This is a genomic window from Pseudomonas sp. CC11G (genome assembly GCF_056174845.1).
On the sequence record NZ_JBWBZC010000004.1, the window covers coordinates 107,352 to 130,581 of the forward strand.

At 61.6% G+C, this 23,230-nt stretch carries 17 protein-coding genes and 1 pseudogene; 3 read left to right on the plus strand and 15 right to left on the minus strand.

What is annotated here, in order from left to right; genetic code table 11:
• Nucleotides 1-86: 86 nt before the first annotated feature.
• The 4 genes from mhpT to AC0V2S_RS06805 all read right to left on the minus strand — a co-directional run bounded on the left by mhpT (nucleotide 87) and on the right by AC0V2S_RS06805 (nucleotide 5,614).
• A complete protein-coding gene (gene mhpT, locus AC0V2S_RS06790; RefSeq protein ID WP_475509080.1) occupies nucleotides 87-1,277 on the minus strand; it encodes a 3-(3-hydroxy-phenyl)propionate transporter MhpT in 1,191 nt (396 codons plus the stop codon).
• A 72-nt stretch (nucleotides 1,278-1,349) separates the two neighbouring features.
• Nucleotides 1,350-3,224, minus strand: coding sequence for a feruloyl-CoA synthase (locus tag AC0V2S_RS06795; RefSeq protein ID WP_475509081.1), 1,875 nt, complete (start codon nucleotides 3,222-3,224; stop codon nucleotides 1,350-1,352).
• 90 nt (nucleotides 3,225-3,314) lie between these two features.
• Nucleotides 3,315-4,763: an aldehyde dehydrogenase gene (locus AC0V2S_RS06800; RefSeq protein WP_475509082.1), complete on the minus strand. Its 1,449-nt coding sequence runs from the start codon at nucleotides 4,761-4,763 to the stop codon at nucleotides 3,315-3,317.
• Between the two features lie 20 nt (nucleotides 4,764-4,783).
• Nucleotides 4,784-5,614, minus strand: a complete 831-nt coding sequence (locus AC0V2S_RS06805; protein WP_475509083.1) for a p-hydroxycinnamoyl CoA hydratase/lyase — start codon at nucleotides 5,612-5,614, stop codon at nucleotides 4,784-4,786.
• Nucleotides 5,615-5,857: 243 nt separating this feature from the next.
• Between AC0V2S_RS06805 and AC0V2S_RS06810 the strand changes: the two genes are divergently transcribed.
• A complete protein-coding gene (locus AC0V2S_RS06810) occupies nucleotides 5,858-6,328 on the plus strand; it encodes a MarR family winged helix-turn-helix transcriptional regulator (RefSeq protein ID WP_475509084.1) in 471 nt (156 codons plus the stop codon).
• A 108-nt stretch (nucleotides 6,329-6,436) separates the two neighbouring features.
• Here the strand turns inward: AC0V2S_RS06810 and AC0V2S_RS06815 are convergent, their stop codons facing one another.
• The 3 genes from AC0V2S_RS06815 to AC0V2S_RS06825 form a co-directional block, all read right to left on the minus strand.
• On the minus strand, nucleotides 6,437-7,519 hold the full coding sequence (locus AC0V2S_RS06815) for a polyamine ABC transporter substrate-binding protein (RefSeq protein WP_475509085.1): 1,083 nt from the start codon (nucleotides 7,517-7,519) through the stop codon (nucleotides 6,437-6,439).
• Between the two features lie 101 nt (nucleotides 7,520-7,620).
• Complete coding sequence (locus AC0V2S_RS06820) at nucleotides 7,621-8,472, minus strand: sugar phosphate isomerase/epimerase family protein (protein WP_475509086.1); 852 nt, start codon at nucleotides 8,470-8,472, stop codon at nucleotides 7,621-7,623.
• A 15-nt stretch (nucleotides 8,473-8,487) separates the two neighbouring features.
• The gene (locus AC0V2S_RS06825; protein ID WP_475509087.1) at nucleotides 8,488-9,492 is read right to left on the minus strand and encodes a fatty acid desaturase family protein; all 1,005 of its coding nucleotides are present in this window, start codon (nucleotides 9,490-9,492) and stop codon (nucleotides 8,488-8,490) included.
• Nucleotides 9,493-9,630: 138 nt separating this feature from the next.
• Between AC0V2S_RS06825 and AC0V2S_RS06830 the strand changes: the two genes are divergently transcribed.
• Nucleotides 9,631-10,524: a LysR substrate-binding domain-containing protein gene (locus AC0V2S_RS06830; RefSeq protein ID WP_475509088.1), complete on the plus strand. Its 894-nt coding sequence runs from the start codon at nucleotides 9,631-9,633 to the stop codon at nucleotides 10,522-10,524.
• A gap of 177 nt (nucleotides 10,525-10,701) precedes the next feature.
• Nucleotides 10,702-11,931 (plus strand): sensor domain-containing phosphodiesterase, encoded by a 1,230-nt coding sequence (locus AC0V2S_RS06835; RefSeq protein ID WP_475509089.1) that lies wholly within the window; start codon nucleotides 10,702-10,704, stop codon nucleotides 11,929-11,931.
• Between the two features lie 35 nt (nucleotides 11,932-11,966).
• Here AC0V2S_RS06835 and AC0V2S_RS06840 read toward each other — a convergent pair whose 3' ends face one another.
• The 8 genes and pseudogenes from AC0V2S_RS06840 to AC0V2S_RS06875 all read right to left on the minus strand — a co-directional run bounded on the left by AC0V2S_RS06840 (nucleotide 11,967) and on the right by AC0V2S_RS06875 (nucleotide 23,011).
• Nucleotides 11,967-13,817 (minus strand): sensor domain-containing diguanylate cyclase, encoded by a 1,851-nt coding sequence (locus AC0V2S_RS06840; protein ID WP_475509090.1) that lies wholly within the window; start codon nucleotides 13,815-13,817, stop codon nucleotides 11,967-11,969.
• A gap of 70 nt (nucleotides 13,818-13,887) precedes the next feature.
• Nucleotides 13,888-14,787 (minus strand): peptidoglycan DD-metalloendopeptidase family protein, encoded by a 900-nt coding sequence (locus AC0V2S_RS06845; RefSeq protein WP_475509091.1) that lies wholly within the window; start codon nucleotides 14,785-14,787, stop codon nucleotides 13,888-13,890.
• 117 nt (nucleotides 14,788-14,904) lie between these two features.
• Nucleotides 14,905-15,818: pseudogene (locus AC0V2S_RS06850) on the minus strand (response regulator).
• 141 nt (nucleotides 15,819-15,959) lie between these two features.
• On the minus strand, nucleotides 15,960-16,691 hold the full coding sequence (gene phoU, locus AC0V2S_RS06855; RefSeq protein WP_475509092.1) for a phosphate signaling complex protein PhoU: 732 nt from the start codon (nucleotides 16,689-16,691) through the stop codon (nucleotides 15,960-15,962).
• A 134-nt stretch (nucleotides 16,692-16,825) separates the two neighbouring features.
• On the minus strand, nucleotides 16,826-17,659 hold the full coding sequence (pstB, locus tag AC0V2S_RS06860) for a phosphate ABC transporter ATP-binding protein PstB (RefSeq protein ID WP_475509093.1): 834 nt from the start codon (nucleotides 17,657-17,659) through the stop codon (nucleotides 16,826-16,828).
• A 175-nt stretch (nucleotides 17,660-17,834) separates the two neighbouring features.
• Nucleotides 17,835-19,514 carry a phosphate ABC transporter permease PstA gene (pstA, locus tag AC0V2S_RS06865; RefSeq protein ID WP_475509094.1) on the minus strand — a complete coding sequence of 560 codons (1,680 nt, stop codon included), beginning with the start codon at nucleotides 19,512-19,514 and terminating at the stop codon, nucleotides 17,835-17,837.
• A gap of 3 nt (nucleotides 19,515-19,517) precedes the next feature.
• Complete coding sequence (locus AC0V2S_RS06870; protein WP_475509095.1) at nucleotides 19,518-21,806, minus strand: ABC transporter permease subunit; 2,289 nt, start codon at nucleotides 21,804-21,806, stop codon at nucleotides 19,518-19,520.
• Nucleotides 21,807-22,039: 233 nt separating this feature from the next.
• Nucleotides 22,040-23,011 carry a phosphate ABC transporter substrate-binding protein PstS family protein gene (locus tag AC0V2S_RS06875; RefSeq protein ID WP_475509096.1) on the minus strand — a complete coding sequence of 324 codons (972 nt, stop codon included), beginning with the start codon at nucleotides 23,009-23,011 and terminating at the stop codon, nucleotides 22,040-22,042.
• Between the last annotated feature and the right edge of the window lie 219 nt (nucleotides 23,012-23,230).

A 23,230-nucleotide genomic window follows, 5' to 3' on the forward strand; every position in this document is an offset into this window, starting at 1 on the left:
CTTATCGACTGATCGAGGCTGAAGCCTCTCCCACAGGGTTACACGATCCACTGTAGGAGAGGCTTCAGCCTCGATGCTTTTGACCTTCAAGACTCGCTATCACGCCTCAACAGCACCGCCGCCGCACACGCCGCAATCGCCACCAACGGCGAAGCCGCCAGCAGCAAACCGCCCACTCCCGCCCCCGCCGCTAGCAATTGCCCTGCCGCCAACGGCCCGCTCATGGACCCCAACCGCCCCACCGCCACCGCAACCCCCACACCCGTTGCGCGTACCGGCGCGGGGTAAAGGCGCGGCGCCAACGCATACAAAATCAGCTGCCCGCCAACGGCGCAGGCACCCGCCGCCAGCCCGGCGAAATACAAGCCCTGTGCTTGCTCAACCGTACCGAGCGCCAGCAAGGCGGCGAGCATGCCGACATACGCCAACACCACCGCCAGCAGCGCCTTACCGTGGTCCATCAACCGCCCGGCCAGCAACGAACCGGCTACGCCGCCGATGTTGAATAGCACTTGAATGGTCGCCGTATCCAGACGACTCAGGCCGCGCTGAATCAGCAAGGTCGGCAGCCAGTTGAGCAGCATGTAGAGAATGGTCAGGGTGCAGAAACAGGCGCCCCACAGCAGCAAGGTCGACAGGCCGCGTCGCTGGCCAAGCAGTTCCTGGGTGATGCTGCCCACGGGCATTGCCTGGCCTTGTCGCGCCACCGGCGTCGGCAGCCACAGCATCAGCAGCCCGGCGATTATCAAGGGCGCAACACCGCCTACATAGAACACCAAGCGCCAATCGCCGCTCACGGAAAAAATGCCAAGCAACGCGGCAACCGCACCACCCAACGGCACGCCGCAATAGGTCAGGCTGACTGCCAGATTGCGCAGGCCTGGGCTCGCCACTTCCGAGGACAACGCAATCAGAATCGGCAGCGCCGCGCCCATGCCCAAGCCGGTAACCAAGCGCGCCGCCAGCAGCTGCTCATACGAGGCGCTATGGGCCGTAAGCAGGGAGAACAATCCAAATAAAACGACCGCCGCAATCAGCACGCTTTTGCGCCCCAAACGGTCGGCCAACCATCCACCGAATACCGCGCCGGGCAGCAGGCCGAAGAGGCCTGCGCTAAATACCCAGCCCAGCGCTGCCGGGCTCAGGGCAAAGCTTTGCGCCATGGCCGGCGCGGCCACGCCGACGGCTTGCAGGTCCAGGCCTTCGAGCATGGCGACGATAAAACACAAGGCGATGGTGCGCAGCGACGAGTCGGTCTGCGCGAATGACGTAGGCATATAAACCTCGAATTTTTATTGTTGTGTGCCGCGCCGCTGGCCGCCGAAATGGCGGTCCAGCGGCGGGAAAGATCACGCTTGGTAGCGGATTATTTGCGGTGCTCGGCCGCGATACAGCGCCTCGACCAACGCGCCGCGGTGCTGCAATACGGCCCGCTGATTGATCGAGCCCTTGTCGGTGATTTCACCGCGATCAATCGACGGCGGCTCGCTCAACAGACTGATCCATTCGAGCCGATTGGCATTGCCAGTGGCTTGTCGATTGAGGCGCTGCAGCCAACCGGCGAACCAAGCGCGTACCCGTTCATGGGCCAGCACCTGGGCATCGCTGGCCGCTGCCGGTAGACCGCAAAGCGCACGGCACTCAGCCAGCCGTGGAAACACCAGCAAGCCCAGGCATTCACGATCCGGGCCGGCGACCACCACGTCTTGCACATACGGCGTGCCATCCAGCACTGCCCGGTTGCGCAGCGGGCCGACGCTGACAAATACGCCCGACGACAACTTGAAGTCTTCGGCAATCCGGCCATCGAACATCAGGCCCAGCTCCGGTTGCGCGGGGTCGGCGAATTTCAGCGCATCGCCGGAGCGGTAAAAGCCTTCGGCATCGAAGGCGTCGAGGGTTTGCTGCGGCGCGCCCCAGTAGCCGGCCATGATGTGCGGGCCGCGAAACCGCGCTTCCAGCTTGCCGTCCACCGGCACTAGTTTGGTTTCGCAGCCGGGTGCCGGCAGGCCGACATAACCGGCCATCGACAGCGGCCCGGTGGTAAAGGTGCACGAGGGCGATGCCTCGGTCATGCCCAGACCCGCCATCATGCGAATGCGCTCGCCGCAGTGCTGTTCGGTCACGCGGTCGAGGCGGTCCCAGATGCTTTGCGACAGGCCGGCGGCGGCAAAAAAGAACAGCTTGGCCTTGGCAAAAAAGCGCGTGCGCAATTCGCCGTCTTGCTCCAGCGCAGCCACCAATTCCTCCCAGCCCTTGGGCACGGTGAGGTAAGCCGTGGGCGAAATTTCCTTGAGGTTGCGCAGCGTATCGGCCATGCCTTGCGCGGTCGGTTTGCCGTTGTCGATATACAGGCTGCCGCCGTTGTAGAGCACGATGCCGACGTTATGGCTGCCGCCAAAGGTGTGGTTCCACGGCAGCCAGTCCACCAGCACTGGCGGCTCCAGGGCAAACTCGGGGAAGGTCTGCAGCAACATCTGCTGATTGGCGCACAGCATGCGCTGGGTGGTGGGCACCGCTTTGGGCAACTTGGTGGAGCCGGAGGTAAACAGAAACTTGGCGATGGTGTCCGGGCCGGTGGCTTCGAAGGCGAGATCGGCGGCGGCCACATCGGTGGGCTCAAGCAACTGGGCGAAACTCAGGCTCTCGCGGCCGGGCAGTTCGCCTCGGGTAAACACCAGCGGCACCTCGCTCGGCACCAGCGTTTCGATGGCGCGTTGGAAGGGTTCGGCATCGGCGGCGAACACCAGCCCGGGTTGCAGCAAGCTGAAGATATGCCGCAGCTTTTCCAGGTCTTGCGAGAGCAGCGAATAGGCCGGCGACACCGGGCAATACGGCACGCCGACATACTGCGCGGCGAAGGCCAGTTGCAGGTGCGCGAGGTCGTTGCCGGACAGAATCACCAGCGGCCGTTGTTCGCTCAAGTCGTAGCGCAATAGCGCCTGGCCAATGGCGCGGACGCTAGCGAGCATGTCGCCGTAGCTGAGGGTTTGCCACGCGCCATCGGCGCCCCGCTGCGCGGCGAAAACGGCGTGCGGCGTTACCCGCGCCCAATGCACCAGGCGGTCGAGCAAACGCGCCGGCAACGGACGCAGTTGCTCCTGCGGGCGCAGGTAAATCGTACCGTCTTGCACCCGGGTAATCGCCACGCCCGCGCTGCCGATGGCTACTTCGCGATAGCGCACCACGTGGTCAGCGCGGGTTGCTACTTGATCTCCATTCACGTGCCTTTCCTCTCTGTGGCGCACGCACTCGCCTAGGCGGTGCGGGCGCTCAATTGTTTTTGTCAGGTCGGGTGCTTCGCGTAGCAGTTTTCAAATGGGGTAGTGGCGTGGCCCGTTCTGCACCGTGACCCAGCGCAGCTGGGTGAAATGCTCGATGGAAGCGCGGCTACCAAAGCTGCCGTAGCCGCTGGACTTCACGCCGCCAAAGGGCATTTGCGCTTCGTCGTGCACGGTCGGCCCGTTGATGTGGCAGATGCCCGATTCCACCCGTTGCGCCAGCGCCAAGGCGCGGGACACATCGCGGCTGAAGATCGCCGCCGACAGGCCGAACTCCGAGTCATTGGCCAGGCGCAGCAGTTCCTCATCGCCCTCGCCGCGCAGCACCACTGCCACCGGCCCGAAGGATTCCTCGCGGTACAGGCGCATGGTGTCGGTAACCCCATCAAGCAAAACGGGCTGCATGATGCTGCCGTGCAAACCGCCGCCGGCGGCCAGGCGCGCGCCTTTGCCGAGGGCATCGTCCACCAGGGTTTGAATGCGCTCACCGGCGCCGGCGTCGATCAACGAGCCGAGCACGGCGTTCTCGTCGTCCGCCGGCCCGGCACGCAGTTCGGCGACCTTGGCCGCCAGCTTGCGCACAAACGCATCGGCCACCTTCGCATCCACAATCAGGCGCTCGGTGGACATGCAAATCTGGCCCTGGTTGAAGTACGCGCCGAAGGCGGCAGCCGCCACGGCGGCGTCCAGATCGGCATCGTCCAGCACCAGCAACGGCGCCTTGCCACCCAGCTCCAGCAATGCCGGTTTCAACTGCCGCGCACACAGCTCGGCGACGATGCGCCCGACATGGGTGGAACCGGTGAAATTCACCCGGCGCACCGAAGGGTTGGCAATCAGCCGGGCAACGATGGCGGGTGCGTCTTCGGGCGCATTGCAGATCACGTTCACTACGCCGTCACCCAGCCCGGCATCGTGTAACACCTGACCGATCAATCGGTGGGTAAACGGGCTGGCTTCCGACGCTTTTAGCACCACGGTATTGCCGCAGGCCAACGGCATGGCCAGGGCACGTACGCCGAGAATCACCGGCGCATTCCACGGCGCAATACCCAGCACCACACCGCACGGTTGGCGCAGGCCCATGGCGAAACTGCCGGGCACGTTGGAGGGAATAACCTCACCCAAAATCTGCGTGGTCATTGCCGCCGCCTCGCGGAGCATGCCGGCGGCCAGCTGCACATTGAAGCCGTACCAGTTGGCGGCAGCGCCGGTTTCACTGGCCGCAGCCATAAACTCGGCGGCGCGCGTTTCCATCAGTTCGGCGGCCTTGAGCAGGCGCATGCGCCGCTCGCCGGGGGCCAACGCCGCCCAGGCCGGGAACGCTGCCTGCGCGGCAGCGACCGCCGCATCGGCGTCTTCCAGGGTGGCCGCCGCTACGCGCGAGACCACCTCACCGGTGAACGGGCTTAGCCGGTCGAAGGTGCGGCCATCGGCGGCGGCTTGGGCGTTACCGGCAATCAACAAGGGCACGTCGAACATGGACTCTCTCCTGGCGTGAATCAGCGCTTATAGGTTTGCAGACCCGGCTTGATGCTCTTGTCGTCGAGGAACTGTTTCATGCCCTCTTCGCGGCCGCCTTCGGTGTCCAGCAGGCGCGACTGGTCGAGCTTGGCGTACAGGTAATCCTCGTTCTGCTCCCAGGTAAGTTCGCGGCAACGCTTGAAGCCGATTTTGGCCGCGCGCAGCACCACCGGGTTTTTCTCCAGCAGGTTATTGGCCAGCTCCAGCACGGTTTCGCGCAGCTGTGCCAACGGCACGCTCTGGTTGACCAGGCCCATGGCGGCGGCTTTCTGCCCGCCGAAGGTCTTGCCGGTCATGATGTAGTACAGCGATTCGCGGTGGCCGCAGGTGTCGGCCATGGCTTTGCTCACCAGGTTGCCCGGCGGAATGCCCCAGTTGATTTCCGACAGGCCAAACGTGGCCTCATCGGCACAGATGGCCAAGTCGCAGGCCACCAGCGGGCTGAAGCCGCCGCCAAAGCACCAGCCGTTGACCATGGCGATGGTCGGCTTGCTGTACATGCGCAGCAGCTTCCACTGCCAGTACGAGGCTTCGCGGCGGATTTTTTCCTGGAGGATTTCCGGGCCGGCGTCCACTTCGCGGAAGTATTCCTTGAGGTCCATGCCGGCAGTCCACGACTCGCCGGCGCCGGTCAGCACCAGCACGCGGGCCGCGGCGTCCTGCTCCAGGGTTTCCAGCACATCGGCCATTTCGCGGTTGAGGGTGGGGCTCATGGCGTTGCGTTTTTCCGGGCGGTTCAGCGTTACCCAGGCAATGCCCGCGTCCACGTCCACTTTCACGGTTTGCCAACGGCCTTCATACGTACTCATGTCACTGCCTCATGTCTGGGTTAGATGAGGCGAAATTAAGCGGGTTTTTTAGTTATGTCAATTAACTATATTTTCATTTTAAAGCAGAACATATGAACTCACAGAAGCGTATATACGCGGCAAAACCACAGAAACACTGGCCTTATCTGTTAATGAACATAACCAAACGCCACGATCAGCCGTGCAACCCAATGAAAAAATTATTAACATGCCTAACCAGTTTCCCCGCCCCAGGACCTTTCCATGCCCCGCAAAGCCAAAACCCAGGCACCGCTCGCCGACCCGGCCACGCTCGATAGCGGCCTGGGTAATCTGGTGGGGTATGTGATGCGGCGGGTGCAGCTGAAAATCTCCCAGCACCTGGCCACGCGCCTCGAAGAACACGCCATTCGCCCTGCGCAATTCACCGCGCTAAGCATCATTGAGCAGTCGCCGGGGCTGATGCAGGCGGACCTGGCCAAAGCCCTGGCCATCGAGCCACCGCAAGCGGTGCTCATGGTGAACAAGCTGGAAGAACGCGGCCTGGCCATGCGCGTGCGCAGCAACCCGGACAAACGCTCCTACGGCCTGTTCCTCAGCAAAGCCGGCGAGCAGCTGCTGAAAAGCCTGAAAGACGTGGTGGTGCAGAGTGATCTGGATGCGACGGCGGCGCTAAGCGCTGAGGAGCGCGAACAGCTGTTGGCGCTGCTAAACAGGCTGTACCGCGAGGGTTGATCGTCCCTCCAACTGTAGGAGCGACCTTGGTCGCGAACCCTGCAAAAGGTATTCGCGACCGGTGTATGCAGGGTTCGCCAGCAAGTTGGCTCCTACAGGAATGCGCCGTTATTTCTGCGAACGGAAATCCGCCCACGCCCGGGTGCGTTCACGCAGCACTTTGGCTGGCAGCATCTCTTCGCTGAACAACTTCGCCCGCACTGGCTGCGGTGGGTAGATGTTCGGGTCTTCGCTCACCACTTTATCCACCAGCGGCGTAGAAGCCTTGTTGGCATTGGCGTAGTACAGCGCATTGGTCAGCTCGGCCATCGACGCCGGGCGCATCATAAATTCGATAAACGCCTTGGCGGCTTCCGGGTGCGGGGCGTTGGCGGGCATGGCCATGGAGTCGGCCCACAGCAGCGTGCCTTCGCGCGGAATGCGGTAAATCACTTCGAAGTTCTGCTTCGTCTCGACCACTTGGGCCTGCGCCGTACTGGCATCGCCGTTGTAGGTCAGGGCGATGCAGATATTGCCGTTGGCGAGGTCGGTGCTCATGGTGCCGTAGCCCACATACCGAACGTTGGGGCGCAATTTGGCCAGCAGCTGCTGCGCGGCTTTAAGGTCGGCCGGGTCTTTGCTGTACGGCGATTTGCCGAGGTAGTTGAGGGCGATGCTGATCACTTCTTGCGGTGCATCCAGCACTGCGATGCCGCAGTCTTTGAGCTTGCTCGCGTACTCGGGTTTGAACAGCAAATCGAGGCTGTCGATGGGCGCATCGGGAATGCGTTTTTGCACGGCCTGCAGGTTCATCGCCAGGCCCGTGGTGCCCCAGGTGTACGGCACAGCGTAGCGATTGCCGGGGTCAACCTGGGCAAATTTGCTGAGGATTTCCGGGTCGATGTTTTCCAGCCCTTTGAGCTTTTGCGGGTCTACCGGTTGCAGCGCCTTGGCCGGCAACAAGCGGCCGACGATGGTGTTGGTGGGGAACACCACGTCGTAGCCGGTGTGCCCGGTGAGCAGTTTGCTTTCGAGAATCTCCAGGCTGTCGAAGGTGTCGTAGTGCACCTTGATGCCGGTCTCGGCTTCGAAATCTTTCAGCGCCTGCGGGCCGACGTAATCGCCCCAGTTGTAGATATTCACCACCTTCTCTTCAGCATGCAGCGGCAAGGCCATGCTGCTCACCAACAACCCTAGTGCGATCAGTCTCATGCTAACTACCCCGGTTCGATGTTTGATTGTTGTGTGAAGCGCAACGGGCAGTACAAATCAGCAACGCAAAGGCCGGTCTAACGCCGGCTCGATGGGTGGTTCTACAGTGTTTGTTCGGTCTCCAGTTCCTGCCAGAGTTCTTCGGCCCAGCGCTTGATGGTGAGCGCTTCTTGCCAGCGGTCCGAGAGCTCCAGGCCGTCGGCGCCGGTAATAGCATAGGGGGGCGGGCCCAGCTCGCAGAGAAACACGCAGGTGGCGTCGGCGGCATTGCGGGCACGCCAATTGGCCATGCCCTCTTTCCACCAGGTTTTGAATTGCTGCACCCAGGGTTGATGCTGGGCAAAGCCGATCTGAATCTGCACCTGCTCGGCGGTGGCGATACGCCCTTGCAGGCAATCGGTGCGCTCATGAATGCGCTGGATAAAAGCCTGGTCGCGGGCGCTGATGGGCAGCGGAAATTCGCGGTCGACCACAAAGTGCGAGAGGTCGGCCGTCAGCTGCAAATCGGGAATCGCATCGAGCACTTCGAGGGTGTAATACAGGTCGTTGAGAATGCCGTTGCGGTGGGTTTCCAGCAGCAAGTCAAAACCCATCGCACGCGCCTGCTCCAGCCAACGGTTGATCAGCGGAATGGCGCCGGCCACGCTCACCGGCATCACCTGGGCGATGGTGTTGACCTTGACCGCGTGCGCCTCACGGGCAAATTCCAGCAGCGGCTGCATCTCCTCCATGCGCCGCGGGAACAGGTTGACCATGCTCTTGAGGCCGTACTTCTCGAACAGCGGCACAGTCTCGCGGTAGTAGGGTAATTCGTCGGTATTGGGGTCCAGGCAGATGCCGGCAAAACCCGCCTCGGCGGCCATGGCGAAGTTCTCTTCATGGCTGCGCTCGGGCAGGGTCGGGTGCTTGAGTTCCATGCCCCACAGCGATTGAAACACTTCCAGTTTTTGCATGCGGCCGCTATCCAATCAGAAAGACGTAAGGAACGAAGCGGCGTTGCCACCACTGATATGGCCGGTTTGCAGCAGCGGCAGATAGTCCGCCGAATCTGCCGACGGGCCTTCCATCATCACCACCCGCGAGACGCGGAAGCGGTGAAAGCTTTTTACCTGCGCCCAGAACGGAATCAGCATCTGCTGTTGGTCACCATACAGCTCGCGGTGCACGGCCGGCAGCCGGTACCAGGGCGTGGTCGGCTTGGCGTGGTGGGCGTTGTGAAAACCGAAGTTCAGCACCAGCACATTCACCCACGTGTGGCGCGCCGACAATAAGTTGCTGAAGGTATGGGCCTGCTCATAGGTGCGGTCGCCCTTGTACGGCCCCGGTACTTTTTCAAACAAGGTGGGCGTGCCGCCGTAGTCGTGCTGCGGCGCATCCATAAAGCGCAGCACCGTCATCATCAGCAGATAAGCCACAGCGTAGAGCAACGCGGCAAACGGGAAGAACCACAGCAACGCCGCAAACAAACTGCCGCGCAGCACGATAAACGCCAGGTTGCGGGCCCGCTGGACTTTGCGCTGGGGAATGATAAAGGCGCCGAACACCATCACCCCGTGCATCAGCACGTCGTGGGCGGGGATATAAAACCACTCCAGCACCTGGATGGTTTTCAGCGCCAGCGGGTGGCGGGCAAACCATTTGTCGTACTCGAACCAGATGATGTCGGCGTTATCCACGTGGTGGCGGAAGTGCTTGAAGCGGATGTCTTCATAGGTGCCGTAGCAGCTGCCGGTTACCCAGGTGAGCAGCTTGCCCAGGCGGGCGTTTTGCTCGTTGGTTTTGAACACGGTGTTATGCGCGCACTCGTGCAGCAGATACCCGGCAATGATCATCGCGTGGGCCAGCCACAGCGTGGCCAGCAGGTTGATTGCCAGGTGCGGGCTGAACAGCCCGGCAATGCCCAGTCCATAGCCGGCCAGCGCATAGGCCAGGGCCAGACCGTGATACAGGGCGCCGCGGGTTTCCTTGAACATCTCACTCTCCAAACCTGTGCCCGTCACGGGGCATTTCATGGAGCCCAGCGTGACAAAAAGCCCACGGCGGGGGATATCAATAAAACCGCATGCCTGATATGACTAGCACGCATACCAGAAATCCCGCCGAGCCCCGCCATGACACGCTTCCCTTCCCTCGATGCATTGCGCACCTTTGTGCTGGCGGCCACCTACCTCAACGTCAGCCGCACTGCCGAAGAACTGTGCTTGACCCAGTCGGCCGTCAGCCGTCAGCTCAAGCAGTTGGAAGCACAGCTCAACATTCAGTTGTTCCATCGCACCAACCGGGGTTTGGCGCTCACCGACAGCGGGCAGAAGTACCTGGCGCAGATCCAAAAACCCATGCAGCAGATTCAACGCGCCACCGCCGAACTGCTGCCCAGCGCCAGCACGCTGAGCCTGTTTGTTGACGGTGCCTTTGCCTATACCTGGCTGATCAAACGCCTGCCGCAGTTCCGGGCGCAGTACCCGGATATCGAACTGGAGCTCAAGCTTGGCGCCTCGATGTTCACCCTCACCGGCAGCACGCTGGGTAGTGGCGCCGACGTGCAGATCATCTTCGGCAGCCCGCCGTGGCCCGGCTTTACGGCCTTGCCATTGCTGCGCATGGAAGAGTTTCCGGTGTGCAGCCCGGGCCTGCTTGCCGGTGAGGTGGCATTGAATAACCCGGCTGACCTGCTCAACCACACCCTGATTCACGAAGGCGACCGCAGCACCTGGCGCCGCTGGCTGGCCAGCGCCAATGCCCTGCCCTATGAAAGCCAGCGCGCCACCACCGCCCACGACTCGCTCACGTGCCTGAGCATGGCCGTCGACGGCCAGGGCATTGCCATTGGCGACCCGCTGACCTGCGCCGACTACCTCGCCGCCGGCCTGCTGGTGCAACCCTTCACCCACCGCGTGCAGTTGAACGAAACCTTTCACCTGGTGGTGGCCGACGGGCAACGCAGCCAGCCCAGCGTGCAGGTGTTCTGCCAGTGGCTGCAGGGGCTGTTCGCGCCGCTGGGCTGACGACAAAAACCTTTAACTTTCTGCGCGTACCGGGATCCACAGGCAACCAAGGCCTGCGCGGTTGATCGTCACCTGCAACCGGTCGCAAACATCGAAAAAAACCTGCCGCCGCGAGTGGCTAGCAGAAAGATTTCGGGCTTTAGTTTTAGGTGATATGCGTAATGGGAGGCTCATGGAATGACAGCCGTGCAACTCGCTGACCTCATCGCCCTTAGACCACAGGGGATATCCGACTCCAGCTACATCGACCGTGTGCTGAAGGCTTTGCGCACGCACTTGGGTATGGATGTCGCCTTTCTCGCACAGTTTCGCGTAGACGATCGGGTGTTCACCCATGTCGACGCCGAGGGCAAAGCGCCCATCAGCCCCGGTGACACCCTGCCGCCCGAAGCCGGTTACTGCCAGCGCGTGGTAGACGGCCTGCTGCCTGAGCTTATCGCCGATACCTCACTGTGCCCGCTGGCCATGGAGCTGCCGGAAACCACCGAATTGCCCATCGGGGCCCATCTGAGCGTGCCCATCTGGCTCAGCGACGGGCGGCTCTACGGCACCCTGTGCTGCTTTGGGTACGCCGCCGACGACTCGTTGAGCGAGCGCGACGTGCAAGTGATGCGGGTGTTCGCCGACCTGATCGCCGACCAGCTCGACAGCGAGCTCAAGCGCGTGCGCGACCGCGTGCAAAAGCACCGGCGCATTTCCGAAGTGCTGGCCAGCGACCAGCCCACCATCGTGTACCAACCGATTCTGGCGGCGCAGACGCTGGAGCTATGCGGCTGGGAATGCCTGGCGCGCTTCAATACCCAGCCGCAGCGCAGCCCGGACCAATGGTTTCTTGAGGCCGCCGAAGCCGGTCTGGGCGTAGATCTGGAATTGCGCGCGATTCAACTGGCGGTCACCGCACTCAGCGAATTGCCGGGGCATACCTACCTGGCGCTCAACTGTTCGCCGCAGCTGGTGTACAGCGGCCGGCTGACAGCGCTGCTGCAAAACCTGCCGCCGCGCCGGCTAGTGCTGGAGATTACCGAGCATGCCGCCGTGGCCGACTATGTGCGGCTGGAACAGGCGCTGGCGCCGCTTCGCCAGCGCGGGGTGCGGCTATCCATTGACGATACCGGGGCCGGCTACGCGAGCATGCGGCACATTCTTGAACTGAGCCCAGACATCATCAAGCTGGACATGAGCATTACCCAGGGCATTGATAACGACTTCAAACGCCGGGCGCTGGCCTCGTCGTTGATTGCGTTTGCGCGGGAGACGGGGAGTAGCGTGGTGGCGGAAGGCGTGGAAACGCAGCGGGAGCTGGACGCGCTCCGGGCGTTAGGGGTGCATAAGGTTCAAGGGTACTTGCTGGGTCGGCCACAGCCGTTGATGCAGGCGCTCAATGAGGTGAAAACCAAGACCGGGTAAACGTCGCCGCGTTTATTTTTCCTCGCGGCGAGCGTTCAAGCAGGCACCCCCTGAACCCCCTGCACCTGATTCCTCCCGCCCTGCTTGGCCACATACAACGCGCGATCCGCCGCACTCAACAACGCCTGTACATCCAACGCATGCTCCGCCGAATTACACGCCACCCCAATACTGACCGTCAGCTGCACCGACACACCTTCGGCATCCAGCGTAATCCCCGCCACGGCTTGTCGAACCTGCTCGGCCAACTCAAATGCATCCTTGGGATTGCTATCCCGGAGCAGCACCACAAACTCCTCACCGCCATAGCGCGCCGCCAGGTCGGCACTGCGCCGGGTAGCCTGCTTGAGCACCTGCGCCACCGCACTGATGCAGGTGTCACCAAAGGGATGTCCAAAGGTGTCGTTGATGCGTTTGAAGTGGTCGATATCAATCATCAGCACTGCCAACGCCGGGTCGTTCAGGTGCGCCAGTTGCTGATCGCAGTAACGCCGGTTAGCCAGTTGGGTCAGGGCGTCGGTGTGGCTGATACGGGTGAGCTCGGTGTTGGCCTGTTCCAGATCCTGCTTGGTACGTTGCAAGGCCGAAGTGCGCTCTTGCACCCGGTGTTCCAGCTCTTCGTTCGTACGGCGTTGCACTTCAAGCATTTGCTGCTGGGTGCCCAGCGCATTTTCGCGGGCTTCCAGCAGGCTGTGCTGGGCCTCCACGCGCTGGGCACGTTCGCGGTTCAGGCGGTCGGCCAGGGCCACGGACAGCAGAATAAATTCGACGAAAAAGCCCAGGGTCTGCGCGCGCAAGGTCATCTGGTTGATCGGCAACAGACCTTCCAGCGCGGCCACATGCACAAAGGTGCAAACGATCAGAAAGCTCCAGGCCAGGATAAACATCGGCGCCGAGGCATTGCCCCGACGCCAGGCCGACACCGCCACCACTAGGGCGAGAATGCACGAGGTTAGCGCTACCTGGTTCACACCAATCCAGTACACCCAGTCGGGCTCCACCAACACCAGCACCAGCGCCACTACCCAGTAAATCGCCAGCAGATTGGTGGTCCACAGCGGCCAGCCGCCATAGCGGGGCAACCGCAGAAAGGCGCGAATGAACATAGCCGCCGCGAAAAAGCTCCAGATCGCCGACAGCGCGTAAATCTGCCGCGCCGGCGTGCCCAGGTCGGGCCAGACGTAGAGCGGGCCAATGCCGGTAATGCTCAGCTCGTAAACAATCACCCCGAGCAAAAACAGGGTGTACCAGATATAGCTGCGGTGTTTGGTGAACAGGTACAGGCTGGCGTTGTAGAGCAGGATGGCGAGCATGGCGCCGAAGAACATGCCCAATACCATGCGCAGGCTTTTCTCTTGGGCCTGAAATTGCTCATTGCTGAAAATCTCCATGGGCAGCACGAGGTTTTCCTTGCTGCTGACCCGCATATACACCCAGGCCTCTTCGGCTTTTTCCAGGCTTAGCGGGAACACCAGCTGACGCTCGGCGCGCGGCCAGGTGCTGAAGGGCAGATGATCACCAGCCGACTGCATGGCGCCCCAGCTGCGGCTTTCGGGGTAATACAGGCGCACGTCGGCGCGGTCGAGGATGGGCCAGTCCACCGAGAGCAGCCAGTCGTTGACGTTGGCGATATTGAGCAGGTGCACGCGCACCCAAACTGCTTGTTCCTGGTGGCCGAGGTTTAGCGCGTCGGCATTGACCACCTGCCAGCCACGCGAGCGCTGGGCGTCGACAAATTGCAGGGGTTGCTGGGGGAGCAAATATTCAAGCTGCGGGCCCAGGCGCAGGGGCTCCATATCATCTTGCAATTGCACCAGGGCGGCGTGGCAGGAAAAGGCTGCCAACCAGCACAACAACACCGTTATGACGTGTAAGCGCAGCCGCATTGCTCACCCTATGCCTGTGCGTCGGTCCTTGACGAAGATTGACGTTCTGCCAACAGGCTAGCAGGGGACTTCAGTCGCCGCCCACGGCAAAGTTGGGCAAGGTGTCGACTGGCTGCACAAAATCAAACGGAATCGACTCCAGCGCCAAGCCCATATTGCGCTGAATGACGAAATGCAGGTGCGGGCCGCTGCTGTTGCCGGTATTGCCCGAGCGCGCCAATGGCGTGCCGAGGGCGATGCGCTGGCCCTCGTTGACCAGCACCGAGCCGCGCATCAAGTGCAGGTAAACGCCCATGGTGCCGTCGTCGTGCAGCACCCGCACAAAGTTGCCGGAGGGGTTGTTGCCACGCCCGCTCTGGCTGTTTTCCACTTTTACCACCGTACCGGCGCGCGCCGACACAATCGGCGTGCCTTCGGGCATGGCGATATCGATGGCGTAACGGCCTTTGGGGGTGAAGTGGCTGTATTTGCCGTTGGCGCCCTGGCTCTGCCGGAACGGCCCGCCGACCCACGGCAACGGGTAGTCGTAACCGATGGGTTGCAGGCGCGGGTCGCCCAGGGCGGTGCGTAGTTTCGGCTTGTAGCGCATCGCCTGGCTGGCATCACGCGGGGCCAGGGTGGCCAGGCGGATCTTGCTGCGCGGCGGGAGCACCCAGTGGATGGGCTTGTCGGGCATGCCGGACACGTTCACCGCGTTGTTGATGCTCAGCTCCACTTCCACCGGCGCATACAGGTCGTTGCGCACCACCAGGGTTTCGCCGGCATCGTGCTTCTGGGTTTCCAGCTTCACCTGAGTGTCCAGGCGCTCGACCATGCGGTCGCGGAACACAAACACCTGCGCGCCGGGCGCGGCTTTGTCGGTGTAGGTCACCACACCATTGGCGTCGGTGTATTTGTAGATGGTCAATGCCGCGGCTGGATTGGCGGCGGCAAGTGTCAGACCACAGAGAAGGATAATGCGCCCTAGCATAACGGCATCGTTCTAACGGGTATTTGGACGGGCAAGACTAGCAGCGCTGCGCTTGGCCCGCGAGATGCGGGCGGCCTGGCTGTGAACCACCGCGCGCCATCGGTCGGCTGAACCGCCTCACGCCCCTGGCACAAAATGCTTCTGCGTGGTGCCGCGAGCGATCAGACGCGAGAGGTAGTCGAGCTTCTGCGGGTCGCGGTCGACGAAGCGGAAGATCAGTTGCAGCCATTCGCTGTCAGGTTTTGGCTCGAAGGCGGCAACCGAGTGCAGGTAACCGTTCAGACGCGCCACTTCGCCGCCGTCGCCTTGCTCCAGGTCGAGCACGGCGCTTTCCAGCACTTGCGGCAGGTTATCCAGACGTTTTACCAGCAGCGCGGCTTCTTTCAGACTCAGGGCTTTGATAACGCAGGCCAGGTTGCCGCTGGCCAGACGCAGTTGGCCTTGGCCGCGGCCGGAAGGCGCCGCAGCCGCAGCGGCGGGCTTGGCGGCGCCGCCGAGCAGTGCGGCGGCAGAACCGGTAGCAGCAGGGCTGGGGCGGCGGCATTGGGTTTGACCACTTCGGCCTTACCGCCGGTAAGGGCTGACAGTGAGTCGTTGCCAAAGGGCGAGGCAGCGGTTTTCGGCGCGCTGCCCATCAAGGCTTCGAGTTTGCCGGCTTTGTGCAGGGCTTTTTTGACCTTGGTGATCAACTGCTCGTTGGTGAAGGGCTTGCCGATAAAGTCGGAGACGCCGGCCTGAATGGCCTGCACCACGTTCTCTTTGTCGCCGCGGCTGGTGACCATGATGAACGGCAGGGTTTGCATCGTTGGCTGTTCGCGGCACCAGGTCAGCAGTTCCAGGCCGGAAAGCTCGGGCATTTCCCAGTCGCAGAGAATCAGATCGAACGCCTGCCGACCCAGGATTTGCTGGGCTTTACGGCCGTTCACCGCGTCTTCGATCTGGATGCCGGGGAATGCGTTACGCAGGCCCTTCTTGACCAGATCACGGATAAACGGCGCGTCATCCACCACCAGCACGCTGATTTTGCTCATCGACCACCCCTTCAGTAATGGCATAAGCATAGCCTCGCCTCAGGACGAATAGCCAAACCGCGTGCAGGAAGCCGACGCTAACGCACAAAAACGACAACGCCCGGGCAATGCCGGGCGTTGTTGATGGCGCAAAACAAAGGTTTAACCTTTGTCGGCTGTGCCTTTTACTTCTTCTTCCATACGCGCTAACCCGAGGTGTTTTACGTCCGTGCCGCGCACCAGGTAAATCACCAGCTCGGCAATATTGCGTGCGTGGTCGCCGATACGCTCCAGCGAGCGCAGCACCCAGATGATGCTCAGCACGCGGGTAATGGAACGTGGGTCTTCCATCATGTAGGTGACCAGCTCGCGCAGCGCGGTTTTGTATTCGCGGTCGATGGTCTTGTCGTATTTGGCCACCGACAGGGCCAGGTCGGCGTCGAAGCGGGCGAAGGCGTCCAGGGATTCCTGAACCATCTTGCGCACCTGGTCGCCGATATGACGCACTTCCACATAGCCGCGTGGCGCTTCGCCGTTTTCGCACAGCTCGATGGCGCGTTTGGCGATCTTGGTGGCTTCGTCGCCGATGCGTTCCAGGTCGATCACCGACTTGGAGATGCTGATGATCAAACGCAGGTCGGAAGCGGCAGGCTGACGACGGGCCAGAATGCGGATGCATTCTTCGTCGATGTTGCGCTCCATCTGGTTGATCTGGTCATCGATCTCACGCACCTGCTGGGCCAGACCGGAGTCGGCATCGATCAGCGCGGTAACGGCGTCGTTGACTTGTTTTTCCACCAGGCCGCCCATGGCCAGCAGGTGGCTGCGCACCTCTTCCAGCTCGGCGTTGAACTGGGCGGAGATGTGGTGGGTGAGGCTGTCTTTGTTGATCATGTGCACGTCCTGAACCGGGGTTTTTCTCCCCTCTCCCGCTTGCGGGAGAGGGGCCGGGGGTGAGGGTCGGCTGCAACGCAAAGGCCCCTCACCCTAACCCTCTCCCGCACGCGGGAGAGGGGACTGATCGAAAACTAACCGTAACGACCGGTGATGTAGTCTTCGGTTTGTTTCTTCGCAGGGTTGGTGAACAACGTATCGGTGTCACCAAACTCGATCAGCTTGCCCATGTACATAAACGCCGTGTAGTCAGACACCCGCGCGGCCTGTTGCATGTTGTGGGTCACGATGACGATGGTGAACTTGGATTTCAGCTCGTAAATCAGCTCTTCCACTTTCAGGGTGGAGATCGGGTCCAGTGCCGAGCACGGTTCGTCGAGCAGCAGCACTTCGGGCTGCACGGCGATGGTACGGGCAATGACCAGACGCTGTTGCTGACCACCGGACATACCCAGGGCCGACTCGTGCAGACGGTCTTTTACTTCGTCCCACAACGCGGCGCCACGCAGCGAGGCTTCAACGGCTTCGTCGAGTACGCGCTTCTGGTTGATGCCTTGGATGCGCAGGCCGTAGGCCACGTTCTCGTAGATGCTTTTCGGGAACGGGTTGGGCTTTTGGAACACCATGCCAACACGACGACGCAGCTCGGCCACGTCTTCGCCTTTGCGGTAGATGTTGGTGCCGTCGAGGTTGATTTCGCCTTCAACGCGGCAGCCGTCCACCAGGTCGTTCATGCGGTTGAAGCAACGCAGCAAAGTCGACTTGCCGCAGCCGGACGGGCCGATAAAGGCGGTCACGCGCTGCTTGGGGATGTTCATCTTGACGTCGTAGAGCGCCTGCTTCTCGCCGTAAAAAAGGCTCAAGCCAGGTACTTCAAGGGTGACCGGCTCATTGGCCAGGCTCAGGTTCTGTTTTTCACGGCCAAGGGCAGAGATGTTGATGCCGTGTGGCTGGGATTCGTGCTGCATGGAGAAACCTCGATGCGTAATTTACGTTTGGCTGACCGGTGCACTGGCCAGCGATAAGTCATTCGAATTCTTTACTCCGTCATCCCAGCGCAGGGTGGGATCCAGATTCGGTCAGGAGCATGCGTTGTCCAAACCATTCTGGGTCCCGGCGTGCGCGAGGACGACGGTGTTTTTCTTAGTGATCCAGCGCTTTGTACTTCTCACGCAGGTGGTTACGAATCGCCACCGCCGAGAGGTTCAAGCCGGCGATCACCATCACCAGCAGCAATGCCGTGGCGTACACCAACGGGCGGGCCGCTTCTACGTTGGGGCTCTGGAAGCCGACGTCGTAGATGTGGAAGCCCAGGTGCATGATCTTCTGGTCCAGGTGCAGGTACGGGTAGTTGCCGTCTACCGGCAGCGACGGTGCCAGTTTCACCACGCCCACCAGCATCAGCGGCGCCACTTCACCGGCGGCGCGGGCCACGGCGAGGATCATGCCGGTCATCATGGCCGGGCTGGCCATCGGCAACACCACTTTCCACAAGGTTTCAGCCTTGGTAGCACCGAGCGCCAGCGAGCCTTCGCGCACGGCACGCGGAATACGCGCCAGGCCTTCTTCGGTGGCCACGATCACCACCGGTACGGCCAGAATCGCCAGGGTCAGCGAGGCCCACATCAGGCCCGGCGTACCGAAGGTTGGCGCCGGCAGCGCTTCGGCGAAGAACAGGCGGTCGATGGATCCGCCCAGCACGTAAACGAAGAAGCCCAGACCGAACACGCCGTACACAATCGCCGGCACACCAGCCAGGTTGTTCACCGCGATGCGGATGATGCGGGTCAGCGGGCCCTGCTTGGCGTATTCGCGCAGGTACACCGCAGCCAGCACACCGAACGGGGTAACGATCATGGCCATGATCAGGGTCATCATCACGGTGCCGAAAATGGCCGGGAAGATACCGCCTTCGGTGTTGGCTTCACGTGGGTCGTCGGAGAGGAATTCCCACAGGTTGGCGAAGTACATGCGCAGCTTGGTGAACACGCTCATGCCGTTAGGCTGGTAGGCGTGAACGATCTTGCCCAGGCTGATTTCGATTTCTTTGCCGTCAGCTTCGCGCACCACGATGCTGTCGCGGTCCACGGCCTGGTGCAGCTCCAGCAGTTGGCCTTCCAGGCCTTTGTACTTGGCGTCGAGCTCGGCGCGCTCGGCGTCGATATCGGCTTGCGCTTCGGCGGTCAGCGTTTTTTCCAGTTCCAGCTTGCGGGTTTTCAGACGCAGGCGTTCGAGATCATGGTTGATCGCGCCGATGTCTTTCTTCTCGAGCTTGGACAACTGCGCGGCCAGGCCTTCGACACGCACGATGCGCTCTTGCAGGGTCGGCCAGCCGGCCTCGCCTTCGGCGATCACCTTGCCGCTTTCTTTGACGCTGACCAGGGTGCCGTAGAAGTTGCCCCACTCGCGACGCACCAGGGTCATCAGCTCGACGGGTTTCTTCTGATCCACCAGCCAGTCACCGACCAGCCAGGTGAAGTCGGCGCCGTAGATATCGCGGTTACCGACCTTGAGCAGCTCACGGGTCATGAATTCCGGGCCGTTGTCCGGCACCGGCAAGCCGGCACCTTTCAAGCGTGCCAGCGGCACTTCTTCGGCCTGCACCACTTCACCGACCACCAGGTGGCTAGGTTGCCCCGGAATGGAGTAGGTGGCTTGCAGCAGGTCGGCTGGCCAGAAGTGGCCCAGGCCACGGAAGGCGATCACCAGCAGCAGGCCGATGGTCATGATCACGGCGATGGACACCGCGCCGCCGCTCATCCAGATACCTGGCGAACCGCTTTTGAACCAGGCGTTGAGAGAATTCTTCTTCACGGCATTCATCCTTTAGAGCGCTGCGTATTTCTTGCGCAGACGCTGACGAATCAGTTCGGCCAAGGTGTTCATGATGAAGGTGAACAACAGCAGTACCAGTGCCGAGAGAAACAGCACGCGGTAGTGGCTGCCGCCGACTTCCGATTCAGGCATTTCCACCGCGACGTTGGCTGCCAGGGTGCGCAGGCCTTCGAACAGGTTCATTTCCATAACCGGGGTGTTACCGGTGGCCATCAGCACGATCATGGTTTCCCCGACCGCTCGGCCCATGCCGATCATCAGCGCGGAGAAGATGCCCGGGCTTGCGGTAAGGATCACCACACGGGTCATGGTCTGCCAGGTGGTGGCACCGAGTGCCAGGGAACCCAGGGTCAGGCTGCGCGGCACGCTGAACACGGCGTCTTCGGCGATGGAGAAGATGTTCGGGATAACCGCAAAACCCATGGCCAGGCCGACGATCAGGGCATTGCGCTGGTCGTAGGTGATGCCCAGGTCATGGGAGATCCACAGGCGCATGTCGCCGCCGAAGAACCAGTTTTCCATGTACGGGCTCATGCCCAGGGCCAAGGTGCCGACGATCAGAATCACCGGGATCAGGGTCAGCGATTCCCAGCCTTCCGGTACGCGCAAGCGGATGGATTCCGGCAGGCGGCTCCAGCCCCAGCCGGCGAGCAGAATGCCCAGCGGCGTCAGCACCAGCAGGCTGAAGATGCCCGGCAAGTGGCCTTCCACATACGGCGCGAGGAACAGGCCGGCGAAGAAGCCGAGAATTACCGTCGGCAGCGCTTCCATCAGTTCGATGATCGGCTTCACTTTGCGGCGCATGCGCGGCGCCATGAAGTAGGCGGTGTAGATGGCGGCGGCGACGGCCAGAGGCGCGGCCAGCAACATGGCGTAGAACGCGGCCTTCAATGTACCGAAGGTCAGCGGCGCCAGGCTCAGCTTGGGTTCGAACTCGGTGTTGGCGGCGGTGGACTGCCAGATGTATTTCGGCTCGTCGTAGCTTTCGTACCAGACCTTGCCCCACAGCGCGCTGAAGGACACTTCCGGGTGCGGGTTTTTCAGGGTCAGCGGGTGCAGCTCGGTACCGGCCTCAACCACCAGACGATTAGCGCGTGGCGACATGGCCAGAACGCCTTTGCCGTCGACAATCTTTTCTACCAGCAAGGTGCGTTCGGCGGTGCTGTGGTACACGCCCAGCTCACCGGCAGCGTCCAGGGCGACGAAGCCTTTGCGGCGCTCCTCCGGGTTGATCTGCACGATCGGCGAATCGCCTTGCTGAAAGTCGCGAATATGTTTGAAGCGCGAGGAACCATCCGGGTCGCGGGCCATGAACCACTGACTGATGCCGCCTTTGGAGTTACCGATCATCAACGAGATGCCGCCCAGCAACTGGGTACTGGCGGTCACTTCGGTGTCGGCGTCTTCCAGCAGTTTGTAGCGGCCATTCAGGCTGCGCTCACGCAGGTTGAACACGTCGGCCTGGGCGCGGCCGTTAAGCACGTACAACCACTGCTGACGCGGGTCGATATACAGGGCCTTGATGGGCTCGGCGATCTGCGGCAGGGCGATGCGGTCCTGGGTCAGGGTGGTTTCGCCGGTCATCATGTTTTCTTCGCTGGTCAGCGACAGCATCAGCAGTTCGCTGCCTGAAGACGCGCCCAGCAACATGGTTTCGTCGGTGGCGCTGAGGCTTACGTGCTCGAGCGCACGGCCCTGCGGATCGATCACCAGCGGCGCTTCGCCGTAGGGGTATTCGAGCTGCGGGGTGATGGTTTTGTGGTTGTCCGGGTAGGTGACGATGTAGTTGTGCTTGAACACCAGGGCCTGGCCGTTGGAGAGGCCGAGCACCACCAGGTTGTTACCGGCTTGCGCCTGGCCGATGGACGCCACGCTGGCGCCGGCCGGCAGAGTCAGGGGCACGCGTTTGATTTCGTCGCCGTTCTTGGTGGCGAAGAAAATCACTTCACCTTTATCGGAAACGCGCATGGCGACCTGGTTCTGCTCTTCGATGGCGAGCAGCAGCGGTTTGCCGGCGTCCTGTTGCAGCCATGCAGGGCTTTGCACCTTCTTCTCGGTCAGCTCGGCGCCCTGGAACAACGGGAACACCACATAACCCAGATAGAAGAAGATCAGCGTGATGGCGCCGAGCACGGAAAGGCCGCCGATCATTACGTACCAGCGGGCCAGATGGTCTTTAAGCGCGCGGATACGGCGCTTGCGTTGCAGCTCGGGCGTATTGAAATCAATGCGTCCGGAGGAGGAATTCGCAGTCATGGGGGAATTTGCCAGATCGTTCATGCGCACACCCTAGCGGCTCTGTATGACAGAAACATGACAAAGCTGTGACGCAAAAAACCCACTGACCAATGACACCAAAGTGTAATGGAGCAGCAGGCTTGCGAGTGCTTGTCGGTTTTCCCAGTCGTCGGCCAGACGGCGTTGAGGCCGGGCCGCCCATGCTCACGTACTGAAGTACGCTGCGCTGGTCGGCCCGGCCTCGCCTTGTCTGGCTCTAGCCTGGGAATCCGAACTTAGAGACCGAGGTCTTTAAGAGCTTTTTCAGCAACTTTTGCCGGAAGCGGGATGTAGCCGTCTTTGACTACAACCTGCTGACCTTGCTGGGACAGAACCATCTTCACGAATTCAGCTTCCAGCGGAGCCAGAGGCTTGTTCGGCGCCTTGTTCACGTACACGAACAGGAAACGCGACAGCGGGTAGGTGCCGTTCAGGGCATTGGCTTCGTTGTCTTCAACGAACTCGCCGCCTTCTTTCTTGGCCAGGGCCACGGTGCGAACGCTGGCGGTTTTGTAGCCGATACCCGAGTAGCCGATACCGTTGACCGAGGAGCTGATCGACTGAACAACCGAGGCCGAACCTGGTTGTTCGTTCACGTTGGCTTTGTAGTCGCCTTTGCACAGGGCTTCTTCTTTGAAGTAGCCGTAGGTGCCGGAAACCGAGTTACGGCCGAACAATTGGATTGGCTTGTTGGCCAGGTCGCCGGTCAGGCCCAGGTCGCCCCAGGTCTTGATGTCTTTCGAGCCACCGCACAGGCGGGTAGCGGAGAAGATGGCGTCAACCTGGGCCATGGTCAGGCCTTTGATCGGGTTGTCTTTGTGTACGAATACGGCCAGGGCGTCGACGGCTACCGGAACGGCGGTCGGCTTGTAGCCATACTTGGATTCGAACGCTTGCAGCTCGACGTCCTTCATCTTGCGGCTCATCGGGCCCAGGTTAGCGGTGCCTTCGGTCAGAGCGGGTGGCGCGGTGGAAGAACCGGCGGCCTGAATCTGGATGTTGACGTTCGGGTACAGACGCTTGTATTCCTCAGCCCACAGAGTCATGAGGTTGGCGAGGGTGTCGGAACCAACGCTGGACAGGTTGCCGGAAACGCCGGTGGTCTTGGTGTAAGACGGAATCGACGGGTCAACAGCGGCAACCGCGCTTGCGGTGGCGACGCCAGCGGCGACAAAAGTCAGGGCCGCCATCAAACGCTTCAGTTTCATGCCTTGCTCCTAGCAGGAAAGGGGGGTGTTGGAACGGGGCCAAGTATCTGTAGGCCGTGTGACGACTCTATGACTTGAATGTGACAATTAGATTAAAGGCCATCATGGAGCTGCTGCGCTCGGCCAGGCGGCGTTAAAAGCAGACTCGCGATGCTCATTGGCTGTATGCCAACTCCGCTCGCTCACCTGCTTTTGCCTTGCCTGGCCTTCGCTCGCGAC